This window comes from Streptomyces sp. NPDC017676, assembly GCF_044329325.1.
Taxonomy (GTDB): Bacteria; Actinomycetota; Actinomycetes; order Streptomycetales; family Streptomycetaceae; genus Streptomyces.
This window is the reverse complement of record NZ_JBIRJA010000002.1, coordinates 139,643-153,470: the sequence shown is the minus strand read 5'-3', so window position 1 is coordinate 153,470 and position 13,828 is coordinate 139,643. Positions and strand designations below refer to the sequence as shown.

Annotated in this window: 10 protein-coding genes and 3 pseudogenes; 4 read left to right on the top strand and 9 right to left on the bottom strand. The window is 72.4% G+C overall.

Annotated elements, in window-relative coordinates:
* Nucleotides 1-3: 3 nt before the first annotated feature.
* From ACH4LD_RS05055 to ACH4LD_RS05035, 5 genes and pseudogenes are all read right to left on the bottom strand, one after another.
* Nucleotides 4-2,496, bottom strand: a complete 2,493-nt coding sequence (locus ACH4LD_RS05055; RefSeq protein WP_398054572.1) for a phosphatidylserine/phosphatidylglycerophosphate/cardiolipin synthase family protein — start codon at nt 2,494-2,496, stop codon at nt 4-6.
* A 180-nt stretch (nt 2,497-2,676) separates the two neighbouring features.
* Nucleotides 2,677-2,835, bottom strand: a pseudogene (locus tag ACH4LD_RS05050) (ferredoxin); the annotation flags it as partial.
* 346 nt (nt 2,836-3,181) lie between these two features.
* Entirely contained in the window at nt 3,182-3,706 is a 525-nt protein-coding gene (locus tag ACH4LD_RS05045; protein WP_398054482.1) for an NADPH-dependent F420 reductase, read from the bottom strand.
* Nucleotides 3,703-4,734 carry an LLM class flavin-dependent oxidoreductase gene (locus ACH4LD_RS05040; protein WP_398054483.1) on the bottom strand — a complete coding sequence of 344 codons (1,032 nt, stop codon included), beginning with the start codon at nt 4,732-4,734 and terminating at the stop codon, nt 3,703-3,705. The genes ACH4LD_RS05045 and ACH4LD_RS05040 overlap by 4 nt, the downstream gene beginning before the upstream one ends.
* Nucleotides 4,735-4,788: 54 nt before the next feature.
* Nucleotides 4,789-4,941 carry a hypothetical protein gene (locus ACH4LD_RS05035; protein WP_398054484.1) on the bottom strand — a complete coding sequence of 51 codons (153 nt, stop codon included), beginning with the start codon at nt 4,939-4,941 and terminating at the stop codon, nt 4,789-4,791.
* 239 nt (nt 4,942-5,180) lie between these two features.
* Between ACH4LD_RS05035 and ACH4LD_RS05030 the strand changes: the two genes are divergently transcribed.
* The 4 genes and pseudogenes from ACH4LD_RS05030 to ACH4LD_RS05015 all read left to right on the top strand — a co-directional run.
* Complete coding sequence (locus ACH4LD_RS05030) at nt 5,181-5,798, top strand: TetR/AcrR family transcriptional regulator (protein WP_398054485.1); 618 nt, start codon at nt 5,181-5,183, stop codon at nt 5,796-5,798.
* Nucleotides 5,799-6,015: 217 nt separating this feature from the next.
* Nucleotides 6,016-6,753, top strand: a complete 738-nt coding sequence (locus ACH4LD_RS05025) for a hypothetical protein (protein WP_398054486.1) — start codon at nt 6,016-6,018, stop codon at nt 6,751-6,753.
* Nucleotides 6,754-7,102: 349 nt separating this feature from the next.
* Nucleotides 7,103-7,488: pseudogene (locus ACH4LD_RS05020) on the top strand (fumarylacetoacetate hydrolase family protein); the annotation flags it as partial.
* Nucleotides 7,485-7,595, top strand: a pseudogene (locus tag ACH4LD_RS05015) (3-oxoacyl-ACP reductase); the annotation flags it as partial. The pseudogenes ACH4LD_RS05020 and ACH4LD_RS05015, both read left to right, overlap by 4 nt.
* Here the strand turns inward: ACH4LD_RS05015 and ACH4LD_RS05010 are convergent.
* The 4 genes from ACH4LD_RS05010 to ACH4LD_RS04995 all read right to left on the bottom strand — a co-directional run bounded on the left by ACH4LD_RS05010 (nt 7,596) and on the right by ACH4LD_RS04995 (nt 13,764).
* Nucleotides 7,596-9,146, bottom strand: coding sequence for an ATP-binding protein (locus tag ACH4LD_RS05010; RefSeq protein WP_398054487.1), 1,551 nt, complete (start codon nt 9,144-9,146; stop codon nt 7,596-7,598).
* The gene (locus tag ACH4LD_RS05005) at nt 9,143-9,886 is read right to left on the bottom strand and encodes a response regulator transcription factor (protein ID WP_398054488.1); all 744 of its coding nucleotides are present in this window, start codon (nt 9,884-9,886) and stop codon (nt 9,143-9,145) included. The genes ACH4LD_RS05010 and ACH4LD_RS05005 overlap by 4 nt, the downstream gene beginning before the upstream one ends.
* A 57-nt stretch (nt 9,887-9,943) precedes the next feature.
* Nucleotides 9,944-11,461: a streptophobe family protein gene (locus ACH4LD_RS05000; protein ID WP_398054489.1), complete on the bottom strand. Its 1,518-nt coding sequence runs from the start codon at nt 11,459-11,461 to the stop codon at nt 9,944-9,946.
* Between the two features lie 62 nt (nt 11,462-11,523).
* Nucleotides 11,524-13,764, bottom strand: coding sequence for an MMPL family transporter (locus ACH4LD_RS04995; RefSeq protein WP_398054490.1), 2,241 nt, complete (start codon nt 13,762-13,764; stop codon nt 11,524-11,526).
* Nucleotides 13,765-13,828 lie beyond the last annotated feature (64 nt).

Here is a 13,828-nt window from a genome sequence, read left to right as displayed (position 1 = left end):
GACTCAGGAGTTGCTGAAGGCGTCCCGCAGCCGCATCTCGTTGAAGCCGTTGCCGTCGTAGTCGTCGGAGTACGTCAGCGCGAGCCGGCCGGTCGGGGCGAGGGTCACGGCCGGGCCGCCCTGGCCGCCGCCGGTCACCACGTTCATCCGGTAGGCGGGGAGCCTGCCGGTCGTCGTGCCGTCCGCGTTGAAGCCGCGGGCCCACACGTCGTCCTTGCCCGGGTACACGGTCCCGCCGATGTTCACGTCGAAGGCCTCCTTCCACGCGACCACGAAGCCGCCGTTGTCGGCGACCGCGACGTCGGCGACGTCCTGGTCGGAGATCGGCCGCTGGCCGTCGACGTACGGGCCGCTGCCGGTGCCGTCCTCGGTGGTGCGCTGCTCGGCCGCCGCGGCGCTGCCGGCCGCGGAGAACACGCGGTGGTAGATCCGCTGCGGCCGCACCAGCGTGCCGGTGCCGGTGGTGTACTCGTCCGTCCACGCCACGACGAACCGGCCGTCACCCGCCGACGCCACCGCCGGGACGGTCTGCTGCCCGTCGGTCAGGGAGTTGGCCACCTTGCGGGCCACTGCGAAGCCGCCCGAGGTGTTCAGCTTCGCGAGACCGATGTTGAGGCCGCCGTTGCCGTCCGCGTCCTCCTCCCAGACGATCGTGGTGTTCCCGGCGTCGTCGATCGCCGCGTCGGGGCGACGGTTCGACCCGGCCGCACCCGAGTTGATCGTGCTGACCTGGACGTCCTGGTAGCGCAGCGCACCGGTCCCGGACCAGCTGCTCGCGTAGACCTGGTTGAGCGTGGAGCCGTCGGCCGTGCTCTCCCAGGCGACGGTGTAGGAGCCGTCACCGGCCACCGCGACCGTCGGCCGCAGCTGGTCCCCGCTGCCGGAGGCGTGCGGGCGCGGCAGGGCGGTCACCGTGCCGTCCGCGGCCACCTTGACCACGGCGATGTCGGCGTACTTGTTGCCGTCGTCGTCCTTGGCCCACACGACGATCGCGTTGCCCTGGTCGTCCACGCCGACGTCGGGCTTCTGGTGCGACCAGGTCGTGTTGCCGGCGGTGCCGCCGTTGCTCAGCAGCTTCTCGTTCCACAGCGGGACGCCGTCCTTGTACATGCGGATGTACACGTCGGTGCCCAGCTCGGTGTCCGAGGAGTCGTGCCGGTCGCCCTGCTCGTACACCACGGCGGTGTAGACGGACGAGGTGCCGCCGGAGGCGATGGCGCTGTAGTGTTGGTCGCCGTCGGCCTGCACGTTGACCCGCGAGTAGTGCTGGGACGTCGAGCCGTACTTCGAGGCGTCGATGTCGACCGCACCCGAGCGCACCTTGTTGAAGTTGGCGACGTAGGCCTGGTAGACCGCCGGGTCGTCGATGCGCAGCAGCGTCTCGTCGTTCGTCTTCAGCGAGCCCGCGGTCCAGTTGTGGGAGCCCGTGTACACGTGCTGGGCCTTGGTGCCGTCGGCCTTCGTCCACTCCGTCAGCAGGTACTTGGAGTGGGTGGTGCCGTGGTTGCAGGAGGCGGTCGCCGAGGACTTGTAGCGGCATCCGCCGGGGCGGTTGCCGTAGGCGGCGACGTCGAGCGCGGTCAGGTCGTTGACGCCGTCGTTGCCGCCGCCGTTGCTGAGATCGCGGACGTTCGCGTCGACGCTGCACCCCTGGGACCGCTTCGCCTGGAGGGCGTCGTAGACGGCCGGGCGGGTGGATCGCTGGTCGAGCTCGGCCGCCGAGATCCTGATCTTGCCGTCGATCGAGCAGTCGACCTTGTCGATGAACGAGGCGAGGATGTCGGCGTTGCCGTAGTGGCCGGCGTCCGAGGCGGTGTCGCGGGGGAAGAAGAACGCCTCGACGGGAGAGTTCGGGTCGCCCGTGGTGTAGTCGTACGTGGTGTGCGAGCTGTCGCCGGCGTGTTTGATCTGGTCGTTGAAGTGCGCGCGGTACCGGGAGGCGAGGGTCGCGTTGTTGGACACGACGACCGCGTTGTTGATCTCGCCGTCCTGGCCGCCCGCGAGGTTCTGCGAGCTCTGCCAGACCACGTTCGTGCGTCCGTCGGTGAGCGCGTCGAACACGATGTACTTGTCGTGGTCGATCGCGTTCGTGTCGCCCGAGCCGTTGCCCAGGCAGCCCCGGGAGCACCAGGTGAGGCTGGAGTTGCCCGTCAGCGTCAGACCGTCCAGGTTGCTGCTGGCCCGGTTCGCCGACTCCGAGATGATGCGCAGCGTGACGCCGCGGCTCTGCGCGGCGGCGAGCTTCGCCGCCAGGTCCGAGCTGTTGAACCAGTACATGCCCATGTACAGCGTCGAGTTGGGCGCCGCGAGATCGATCAGGCTGCCGACCGACGTGTTGATCGAGGAGTCGTACGTCGTGGGCGTGGGGTAGTTGAACACCGCGGTGTAGTTGCCGGAGACGACGGTCTCGGCCTGAGCGGTGGCCGGAGCGAGCAGTGCCGCACCGAGCGCGAGGGGGGCGGCGAGTGCCGCCAGGCGCCGTATCTGTCTACCCATCTGTTTCCTTAGGTTCAACCGTGAGTTGGGGACGGGCCATCCTATGGCGCGATCGTGCGGGCCTTGCTTACGGGAGCCGGCGGCTGCGGGACAGGGCGATCCTGTGGCTGCTGCCGGCCGCCCCTGACCGTGTGTCACCGTCCCGACCTCACAAGTCCCAATCCTCTCGACCCGAAGGGCCAGCTCCGGGCAGCGCCGCACCGCGGCCCGCGCCCGTGCGGCCAGGTACGGAGGGATGACGGTGTCCGACACGACCGGGTAGCCGTCCCGGCCCGTCCGGATCAGCTCGGGCAGCACGCTCGCGCACAGCGCGTGTCCGTCGCACCGCGTCCAGTCCATCGCGAACGGTTCGCCCCTACCCGTCTCTTGGGCCTCCCGCGGCAGCAGGGCGAGCGGGCCGGTGCCGGGGACGCCGGTGCCGCGGTGCACCGTCTGCGTCCGGGGGCGGTGACGGGCGGTCGAGAGCCGTCCGGCGACGCAGACCGCGACGACGGCGACCGCGGTGGCCGCCACGGCTGCGAGACGCGGCAATCCCGCGTGTCCGGCGATGTCGGGGGCCAAGAGGGTCCTTCGTGTCGGACGACGCACGAGCGATTCCCCGTGCGGTGGGAGCGGGCCCGGCGGGGCGGCGGGCGTGCGAGGAGGCGCCGCCCCACCGGACCGCTGCCGGCAGAGGCGGAAGACGTCAGCCGAGGCCGTCGGCACCGACGTGGACGGCCGACTCGTCGAGGAGGCCGGCGGTGACGGGTTGGAGCCGCCGCCGAGGTCGAGGACCGGGGTGGCCAAGGTCGTGGTGTCCTTTGTGGTTGAACGCCTTGACCACGTGGGCGCCCGACAGGAATCCCTGCACGGTCTCGCTGGACGACGTACGCGGATCGGTGAGGTCGTCGCGGTCGCCGTCGACCTCCCACCAGTAGTTCATGGCGTCGATGACGAGCTTGCCGTCCAGCGCCTTCCCGGGAAGGCTCCGGCACTTGCCCAGCGGCGGGGCCAGGACGATGGCATCGCCCTTCGCCGCCTGAGCCGCGGTGACCGGGACCGCGCCCGGGGGGAGGACCTCGACCGTGAGCGCGATCCCGGCGGGGGCACCCGACCCGGGGATGAGCACGCGGTACCCGGCCGCCACAGCGAGACGGGCGAGGACGGTGCCGACCTTCCCGGCACCGAGGACGCCGATCGTGCGCACGTCGGTGCCACCCGTGCCGTTCATCGCGACGCCAGGATGTCGCGGACCATCGGGACGACCCTGCTGCCGTACAGTTCGACGGCGCGCAGGCGGGCACTGACCGGCATGGTGCCGGAGCCGTAGATCATGTCGAACCGGCCGACACCGAGCGCCGAGACAGCGCCTGCGATCTTGCGGGCGACCGTGTCCGGCGAGCCGATGTAGAGGGAGCCGTGCTCGATCTCGCGCTCGTACTCCGCCCTGCTGACCGGAGGCCAGCCGCGCAGCGCGCCGATGCGGTCCCGCATGACCTTGTAGCGGGGCCAGTGCAGTTCCCGTGCCTCCTCGTCGGTGTCCGCGATGAAGCCCGGCGAGTGCATGCCGACGGGGTGGGCCGTGGTGCCGAACTGCTCGGTGGCGCGCTGGTACAGGTCGAGGTACGGGGCGAACCGGGTCGGGCTGCCGCCGATGATGGCGATCATCAGCGGGAACCCGTAACGCGCCGTGCGCACCACCGACTGCGGCGAGCCGCCGACGCCGACCCAGGTGGTCAGCCCGTTCTCGGTCTTGGGGAACACGTCGGCGTCGGTGAGCGGCGCCCGCTTGGTACCGCTCCAGGTGACCGGCTTTTCCTCCAGGAGCTTCGCGAAGAGGTCGATCTTCTCCTCGAAGAGCACGTCGTAGTCGGCCAGGTCGTAGCCGAACAGCGGGAACGACTCGGTGAAGGAGCCGCGCCCGAGAATCACTTCGGCCCGCCCGTTCGACAGGGCGTCGAGCGTCGCGAACCGCTGGAACACCCGCACCGGGTCGTCGGAGCTGAGCACGGTCACACCGGACCCGAGCCGGATCCGCTCGGTGCGCGTCGCGATGCCCGCGAGCACGGTCTCCGGGGTCGAGATCGCGTACTCGGGGCGGTGGTGCTCACCCAGGGCGAGGGCGTCGACGCCGGTCTGTTCGGCGAGGACGGCCTCGTCGACGACCTGCCGGATGGCCCGCGCGTACGAGACCGGCCGGCCGGAGTCGTCCTCCGGGACGTCGCCGAACGTGTCCAGGCCGAAGACGAGATCAGACATGGGGTGGCTCCTTCGTGAACCGAGAGGGGAGAGGGAGTGCGCTCAAGGCCCGGATCACCGTGCGCAGGGGCCGGACCGCCCCCAGGCGATCACCCCGGCTGTGTCGAGCAGCACCGCACCGGGGCCGATCCGGGGTCCCTCCCCGCCACGGGCGTGCGTGACGAGGGCGTCGATCACGATCAGGGCCGTACCGGTGGCCGCGAGCACGGTCAGCCCCGGGCCGACGCACGGTCGCGGCCGGGAGGACGAGGCCGAGCGCGGTGAGCACTTCGAGCGTGGCGACGGCCTTGACCTGGCCCGCGCTGAAGCGGTGGGCCCGGCTCTGCGGGATCCACGGAGAAGCGTGCACGGTTCGGTCCGGTGGTGAGTGACGGGAGGGGGCGGTGCGGACGCAAGCATAAGCGGACTTCACCCCGCTTAGTATTCCGAGAGATAAGTTGGAGGCCATGGACAGCCCCTTGGTGCCGCTCGGGCGGCCCCGCGCCGAGCGCGCCGACGCCGCCCGCAACCGCGAACAGCTCCTGGCCACCGCCCGAGCCATGGTCGCCGAGCTCGGCGTGGAGAAGGTCACGATGGACGGCCTGGCGGAGCGCGCGGGCCTGGGCAAGGGCACCGTCTACCGCCGCTTCGGAACGCGCGCGGGGATCTTCCACGCCCTGCTCGACGAGGACGAGCACGCCTTCCAGGAGCAGGTTCTGAACGGCCCGCCACCGCTTGGCCCTGGTGCCGACCCGGTGGACCGCCTGATCGCGTACGGCCGTGCCCGCACCGCTTACCTCGCCGACCACCTGGCGATCGTGCGCGCCTCTCTCGACCGCAAACGGCCCGTCCCCGCCGGCTCGCCCGCGATCCTGACGCACATGCACATCCGGATGCTCCTGGGCCTGGCCCGACCCGGCGTCGCCGACCTCGACAGCCTCGCGCTACAGCTCACCGCGGCGCTGGAGGGCCCGGTGATGCTCTATCTCTCGGCACCGCAGCCGTCGACCGCACCGGCACCCGCGATGGCGGACCGCCTCGGCGACAGCTGGCAGGCACTGATCGAGCGCCTCTGCCGGCCTTGACCACCGCCGACGCCCGCTCCGCTGCCGACGGTGGCTTCGTGGCCACCCCCACCTCCACGAACGGGCCCGCCCTTGAGCCGCCTTCCGGAAGGGGCTCAGGAGCACTTGGCGTCCGGCCAGACGGCGGCCACGCGCAGCCGCAAGCGGTGCAGGGCCTCCCGTCCCAGGGGACGCCTCGGCAGGCATACCCGTCGTCACCTCATCGGAGAGTCACGCCATGACTGCTCAGCAGCTCCTCACCTACGACGCGTTCGTCAAGACAGCCGTAGCTGATCCGGCCGTTGTCGGCCTTGTCCTCAAAGGATCCCAGGCCCACGAGGGCATGGTCACCCGGTACTCCGACCACGACCTGTACGTGATCGTCGCCGATGACGCCAGGACCGATCTGACCCGGTTCGCAGGCCACCGCAGCGCCGGCCTCGACCTCGTCATCGTCACGCTCAGCGAGTTCCGTGGGGCCGGAGTGCCCGACTGGGAACGCTACGCCCTCGCCCGCGGCAAGGTCGTGCTCGACCGGCTCGACGGGGGCATCGCCCGCGTCCTCGCCGACTGCGCTCGGCTGGACGCCGATGAGGCGTTCCGGACATCGGCCGAATGGCTGGACGCTTACGCCAACTCCCTGTTGCGCTCCCTCAAGAACGACCGGGACGGCCGGGCTCTCGCCGCCCGACTCGACGCGGCCGACAGCATGCGGTTCCTGCTGGAGCTGCTCTTCGCACTGGACCGTCGCCCCCGGCCCTACAACAAGTACCTGGAGTGGGAACTCGCCCGGTACCCGCTGCCGGGCTGGGACACCGACGCACTGCTGCACGCCGTGGACCGCATCTCGGCCACCGGTGACGTCTCCCAGCAACGGCATCTGTTCACCCTCGTCGAGGAGGCGGCTCGGGCCGCCGGACACGGCGAGGTGCTGGACGCGTGGGGCGACGACCTGACCGTGATGCGACCGCGGTGAGACATCTCTGCCGCGGCTCACGGCAGTTGTCGGCCAGTACGTCCTGGGGCCCTCTGCCGGTCCCGCCGACCGCATGGGGGCCGAGAGCCTTGACGACGCTCGTTCACCGCGATGACGCCCGTGCCTTCAGGTGTCTCCGTCTGCGTCCTCTTCTTCGACAGCCAACGCTTCGTCCACGACCGCGCTCCCTTTCGGCCCCGGTACGACGGCACGGACCGGTGGCTGCGCAAGGCCATGGTCGTACGCGATCCCGCACGCACCCGTGCGCGCAGCGTCGGTTCCGACGGACTCCGGTTCGACGTTACGGCACTGGACGGGCGGACGAACGGCCCCTCGAAGGGAGAACGGGGTCACCGCCGACGAACCGGAGCCGTACCGGGATGCCGACGGCCTCCTGCGCCTCGCGCTCACCGCGGAGGTCAACGGCGAGACGGTCGGGTCGGACCCGCTGTCGAACATGAGCTGGACCTTCGAGGAGATGGTGGCCTACGCCTCGCGCGGCACGCGGGTGCTGCCCGGCCCGGCGACGTCCTGGGGTCCGGCACCTGCGGCAACGGTGGCTGCCTCGCCGAACTGTGGGGCCTGCGCGGTGAGCGGACACCACCGCCGCTGAAGCCCGGTGACACCGTCACCCTCACCGTCGAGGGGATCGGCAGCGTGTCCAACACCGTCGTGCCCGGCGCGGACCCGGTGCCGCTGCCCGCCGGCCGGCGCCGGTCCCGGGAGCGGCCATGAGCGACCTGCACCCCAAGCGGCTCCTGGGCAAGGTGGTCGTGGTCGCCGGTACGGGACGTGGTCAGGGCGCGGCCGAGGCAGAGGCGCTGACCCGGGAGGGCGCTCGTTCACGCCTTCCCATCGGCGCTCCCTCGGTATGACGGGTCGGGCGGCGGGAGCTCGATGCGGAAGGTGCAGCCCCGGCCGGGGGCGGTCTCCAGGGAGATGCGGCCGTCGTGTGCGGTGACGAGGGCGTGGGCGATGGCGAGGCCGAGGCCGGAGCCGCCGGTCGCGCGGGTGCGGGAGTCGTCGGTGCGGTAGAAGCGGTCGAAGACACGTTCGCGTTCGGCGGGCGTGAGACCGGGGCCCTCGTCGGCGACTTCGATGACGGCGCGGCCGTCGACGGTGCCGACTCCGATCCTGATGGGTGTGCCGGGCGGGGTGTGGATGACGGCGTTGCCGATGAGGTTGGTGACGACCTGGCGCAGGCGCGCCTCGTCGGCGACGGCGGGGGCCGTCGCCGGCTTGCCGCCGCCGGGCCCGGTGAGGGTCACCGGGCGGGCGGCGTCCAGGGCGCGAACGTCGTGGAGGGCGTCGGCGGCGAGGGTGCGCAGGTCCATGGGGGCGAGGTCGAGGGCGAAGGTGGGTGCTCGGTCCGGGCCCCCGTCCCCGGTGTCCTCGTCGAGGCGCGCGAGGAGGAACATCTCCTCGACGAGCCGGGTGAGACGTTCGGACTCCTCGGCGATGCGGGTCATGGTCTGGTCGACGTCGTCGCGGGTGGGCAGGGCGCCCATGCGGTAGAGGTCGGTGTAGCCCTTGATGCCGACGAGGGGCGTGCGCAGTTCGTGGCTGGCGTCGGCGAAGAAGCGTCTGGTTCTCGCCTCGGCCTGCGCGCGGGCCTGGAAGGACGTGTCGATCTGGGCGAGCATCTGGTTGAGGCAGGCGGTGAGCCGCCCCACCTCGGTGTGCGGTGCGGCCAGTTCGGGGACGCGGTGGGAGTAGTCGCCGGCGGTGATGGCCGTGGTGGTCTCCTCGATCCGGGTCAGGGGACGCAGTCCGGAGCGAACGGCGAACCAGCCGGCGGCGGTCAGGAGCGCGAGCAGGGCGGCACCCACGGTCAGGGAGAGGTTCCGGGTCGTGGTGACGGTGCGGTCGACCTCGTCGAGGGAGGTGGCGACGAGGACACTGCCGCGGGCTCCGGCCCGCTCGGGCGGGAAGACCTGGGCGGGCTGGGTGAGGGCGATGACCCGCCACTCATGGTCGCCGTCCCGGGCGGGCACGGTGAAGGGGCGGCCCCCTCTGGCGAGGACGGCCGCGTGGTCGAGGGCGGGGAGTTCGGCTCCGCCGCCGGGTGGCGCGGTGCTCGCGTCGAACGTGCTGCGGGTGGCACCGTCGTCGTCCAGGTAGGTCACGGTGGTGTCGCCGAGGACGCTCAGGGCCCGCACACTCGGCGGGGTTCCCGTACCGGCGGGCGGTGCGAGGCGGGCCGCGATCTGGCCGGTGAGGACCAGCCTGTCGTCGACCCGGTTCTCCAGGTAGCCGCGGAGCGCCGTGGTGACGATCGCCCCCGTGCCGAGGAGGCCGACGGCGACCAGGGCGACGGAGAGGCACACCAGGCGGGTCCGGAGGGAAACCCGGCTCAGCCGTCCGCGGGTCGGCCACCGGTCCGGGCGCTTCATGGCCGGGGCTCGCGGATCACGTAGCCCACGCCTCGGACGGTGTGGATGAGTTTGGGCTCACCCGTGTCGACCTTGCGGCGCAGATAGCTGATGTACGTGTCGACGATGCTGGGGTCGCCGCCGAAGTCGTACTCCCACACGCTGTGCAGGATCTGATTCTTGGTCATGGTGCGCTCCGCGTTGGCCACCAGGAAGTGCAGGAGGCGGAACTCGGTCGGGGACAGGCGCACGGTGCGGCCGGCCCGGGTGACGTGGTGGCTGTCGGGTTCGAGCGCCAGGTCGCCGACCACGAGCCGGGCGGGCTGCTCGCCCCGGGTACGGCGCAGGACGGCATGGATGCGGGCGATGAGCTCTTCGAGGTCGAAGGGCTTGGTGACGTAGTCGTCGCCTCCGAGACGCAGGCCGTGCAGCCGGTCCTGGCGGTCGTCCCGTGCGGTGACGAAGAGGACCGGGACGTCCCCGCCCTGGCCGGTCAGGGCCGAGCGGGGCCGGGCCCGCAGACGGCGGATCACCTCGAAGCCGTCCATGTCCGGAAGCATGACGTCGAGCAGGACGAGGTCGGGGGTGTGCCGCGCGGCCAGGTCGAGGGCCTCCTGGCCGGTGGCGGCGGCCGCCACGTCGAAGCCGGCGTAGCGCAGAGCCGTGCGCAGCAACTCCCGTACCGTGGGCTCGTCGTCGACGACGAGCAGGTGGTCGGGGCGACCCGCGGGGTGGTGCGAGGGGGGTGTCGGTGCCGCCATGGTGTGGATCGCCGCCTTCACGAACAGGACCGGACTTCTGAGGAGATCACACGACGCTCACGACGCCGAGTCGGACGTCACCCGGGACGGCGTGGACCGCGCGCCGGCCGGCCGTCGGGGCGCCGTGCCCGGCCGTTGCGCCGCAGGGCCCCGGCGGCGGGCCCTCCGGCCCTGCAGGCGGCTGCCACCGTAGCCCGCGAGGACGGCCAGGACGAACCCGGTGAGAGCGGACAGTCCCGGAGCGGCGTCGAGACCGGCCGTGACGCCGCCCATCTCGTTGCCCATGAGACTGATGCCGAACCGCAGCGACCCGCGGGCCAGGAGCGGGAGCACCAGGGTCGTGGCGCCGACCGCGATGCCCATCCGCAGCGCGATCTCCGCATGGCGGCCGAGGGGGGGCTCGGACTCCTCCCTCGGGGTGCGCGCCGGGGTGCGGCAGGCGACGGCATACCCGCCGACCACGAGCAGGAGCAGCGTCAGCAGCATGCCGAGGAGCCACAGGGGCACGCCGGCGCCCGACCAGCCGCCCAGGTCGACGGACCTGTCCGTACCCCCCGTGCCCCCCGTACCGCCCTGGGCGCCGCCGAGCATGCCGAGCATCCCGCCGCTCGCCGGCCGGATGCGGTGCATGCCCGCCTCCCAGGAGGTCCCGAGGCCGACGGTGAACAGCACGGCGATCAGGTTGGGGCCGATCAGCAGCAGCAGACCGGCCGCCCGGGCCGCCTGTTCCCTCCCGGTCAGGGCCGCGGCCCCGGCCGACAGCGCGACGGCGAGGACCGAAAGGCACAGCACCGCGGCGAGAGCGGTCAGGGTGGAGGTGACGGCGTTCCACTTCAGTCGCAGGCGGCTCAGGGCGAGGGGGCGCGGCAGTGTCGTACGGCGGGCCGCGAGGCAGCCGAGGGCGGGGACGGCGCCCACCCAGAGCAGGCCGAGGAAGGTGGTCGCCACGGCGTCGGTCTCGAACACCACCGGGGACAACGCCTTGGTGAGGCCTCCGCCCTCGCCGCCTCCGGTGAACCGGCTGAACGCTCCGGACGCCGCACCCTTGCCGAACCGTTCCGTCACGGACTCGGGCAGCCGGGCGGTGCCCTGAGCCAGGCAGGCCAGGACGGGGAGGACCACGGCCGCGGTCACCAGCGCGCCGCCGCACCGGGCCCACAGCAGCGCCGCGGCAGGCCGCTGCCGCCGGCGCAAGGGCCTGAAGAAGCCGACCCCCAGGAGGGCCGTGCCGAGGAACGTCAGCGCCAGCGGCGTCACCGCCACCGCACCGCTCAGGCCGAGGCCCGCCCCGCCACCGCCGCCGAGCAGCCCGCCGAGGCCGCCGCCCGGCCCACCTCCGTCGGCGGACCCGGCGGAGGGAGCCGACTCCAGGGTGACGCCGCCACCGACGGCCATGCTCACCGTCATCGGCACGAGGCGGCAGACCGGGGCGATCGCTCCGGCGCCCAGGGCGGCGAGTGCCGCCCACGCGGCGGCGGCCATCGCCACGACCGCGGCCGCGACGGACAAGGCGCCTTCGAGGGCGTGGCGCCACGGTGAACCGGGAGGAGCGAGGCGACGTGCGGCGGAGGACATGGGCAGGCTCCTGGGGACGGGAATCGGGGAGGAGGCATCGCACGGGACATGACGAAGGCTGATCAGACGGCGGAGCCCCGGCGGCCGCCGCCGCCCGCCGCCCCGACGGCGGGGTCCGGGCCGGCGTCGACTCCGGCGGCGGGCGCCGTCGCGGCACCGTCCGCCTCTCGTCCGAGCCGCTCGCCTTCGACATCCAGGCAGGGCACGAGCCGGTCCAGCCATCGGGGAAGGCGCCAGGCGCGCCGGCCGAGCAGGGCCAGGACGGCCGGGACCATCGCCATGCGGACGACGAACGCGTCGAAGAGGACGGCGGCGGCGAGCCCGAAGCCGATCGTCCGGAGCATCTGCTCGTCGGACCCCATGAAGGCGGCGAAGACGGAGATCATGATGACGGCGGCGGCGGTCACCACCCGTGCACTGTGCTCGAAGCCGCTGACCACGGAGTCCTTCGGCGACCGCCCGTGCACGTACGCCTCGCGCATCCGGGTCACGAGGAACACCTCGTAGTCCATGGCGAGACCGAAGACGACGCCCACCATGAAGATCGGCGTCATCGACATCACCGGTCCCGGGACCGCGACCCCGAAGAGGGAGGACAGCCAGCCCCACTGGAAGACCGCGACCACCGCGCCGAGGCCGGCCAGGACCGACAGCAGGAAGCCCAGGGCCGCCTTGAGCGGGACGAGGAGGGACCGGAAGACGGCGATCAGCAGCAGGAACGCCAGGCCGACCACGAGTCCCAGGTACGGGAGGAGGGCGTCGGACAGCTTCTGCGACACGTCCACGTTCATCGCCGTCGACCCGGCGACCAGCACGCGGGCATCGTGCCCGCTCGCGAGCACGGGGTCGCGCAGCGCGTGCACGAGGTCGGCCGTCTCGGCGCCGGCCGGCGCGGTGACCGGTACGACGGTGAGGACTGCGGTGTCACCCGCCGTACTCAGCCGGGGCTGCCCGACCGCGGCGACGTCCTTCCTGCCGCGGAGCTCCGCGGCGACGTCGCGGGCGGCCTCCTGGGCGCTGCCGCCGCCGTCGGCCTGGACGACCACCGTCAGGGGGCCGTTGTAGCCGGGACCGAAGCCGTCGGCGATCAGGTCGTACGCGCGGCGCTGCGTGGTCGAGGCGGGCTTGGACTCGTCGCCCGGGAGCCCCATGTCCAAAGAGGCCGCGGGCAGGGCGACCGCGCCGAGCAGGGCGACTCCGCCCAGCAGGACGGCGACCGGACGCCGGACGGCGAACCGTGCCCAGCGCACGCCCATGGCCGGCTTGGGCCGGCCGTCCGCGCCTAGGCGCCGCGGGCGGGTGGGGCGGATACGGCGTCCGAGGAGGCCGAGCAGCGCGGGGATCAGGGTGACGGCGATCAGCATGGCGATGACGACCGTGCCGGCGGCGGCGAGGCCCATCTGCGTGAGCAGCGGGATGCCGACCACGCTCAGTCCCGCGAGGGCGATGATCACGGTGAGACCGGCGAACACGACCGCGGACCCCGCGGTGCCCACCGCGTGAGCGGCCGCTGCTTCCCGGTCCCTGCCCCGGGCGAGTTCGGCGCGGTAGCGGGAGACGACGAACAGGGCGTAGTCGATGCCGACGGCCAGGCCGATCATGGTGGCGAGACCGCTGGTGGTCGAGCCGAGCCCGAGCGGCTCCGCGAGCACCTTGATCGCAAGACCGCCGACACCGACTCCGAGGACGGCGGTGAGCAGCGGGAGGCCGGCCGCGAGGAGCGAGCCGAAGGTGATGACGAGTACCACGGCGGCGACGGCCAGGCCGAGGGCCTCGGAGGAGTGTCCGCCGGCCATCGCGTTGACGGCGTTGCCGCCGACCTCGACGGTCAGCTTCTGCGAGCCCGCCCGGTCGACGGTGTCCTGCAGCGCGTCGCGCGAGCTCTCCTCCAACTGCGAGGCGGGCACCTCGTACGAGACCTGTGCGTACGCGGTGGAGCCGTCCTCGCTCACCGAACGGGTGGCGTACGGGTCGGTGACCCGTACGACCTGGGGGCCTTCCCCGAGTTCCCGGACCGTCCGCTGGACGGCCTTCTTCTCCTCGGGGTCGGTGACCTTGCCGTCCTCGGCCCGGAACACCACCCGGGCCGTCGCCCCGTCGGCGTTCAGCTCCGGAAAGCTCTTCTCCAGCACGTCGTACGCCTGCTGTGCCTCCGTACCGGGCATCGAGAAGTCGTTGGGCGGCGCGGCGGGCGCTCTCCCGGCCAGCACGCCCGTGCCCACGAGCAGTACCACCCACAGCAGCGCGACCGGCCGGCGCCTCCGGAAGGAGAACCGGCCCAGCCTGTGAAGGAACGTGGCCACAGCAAGGGCTCCTGTCAGGTCGAGGCTTCGTCGGAACAGCCACCGACGCTGTCACCCCGGCCTG

Bases quoted from the DNA above. Each gene is read 5' to 3' on its own strand.
- ACH4LD_RS05025 (WP_398054486.1), top strand. From the start codon at position 6,016: ATGACTGCTCAGCAGCTCCTCACCTACGACGCGTTCGTCAAGACAGCC.
- ACH4LD_RS05000 (WP_398054489.1), bottom strand. From the start codon at position 11,461: ATGTCCTCCGCCGCACGTCGCCTCGCTCCTCCCGGTTCACCGTGGCGC.
- ACH4LD_RS05040 (WP_398054483.1), bottom strand. From the start codon at position 4,734: ATGTCTGATCTCGTCTTCGGCCTGGACACGTTCGGCGACGTCCCGGAG.
- ACH4LD_RS05055 (WP_398054572.1), bottom strand. From the start codon at position 2,496: ATGGGTAGACAGATACGGCGCCTGGCGGCACTCGCCGCCCCCCTCGCG.
- ACH4LD_RS05030 (WP_398054485.1), top strand. From the start codon at position 5,181: ATGGACAGCCCCTTGGTGCCGCTCGGGCGGCCCCGCGCCGAGCGCGCC.
- ACH4LD_RS05045 (WP_398054482.1), bottom strand. From the start codon at position 3,706: ATGAACGGCACGGGTGGCACCGACGTGCGCACGATCGGCGTCCTCGGT.
- ACH4LD_RS05010 (WP_398054487.1), bottom strand. From the start codon at position 9,146: ATGAAGCGCCCGGACCGGTGGCCGACCCGCGGACGGCTGAGCCGGGTT.
- ACH4LD_RS05005 (WP_398054488.1), bottom strand. From the start codon at position 9,886: ATGGCGGCACCGACACCCCCCTCGCACCACCCCGCGGGTCGCCCCGAC.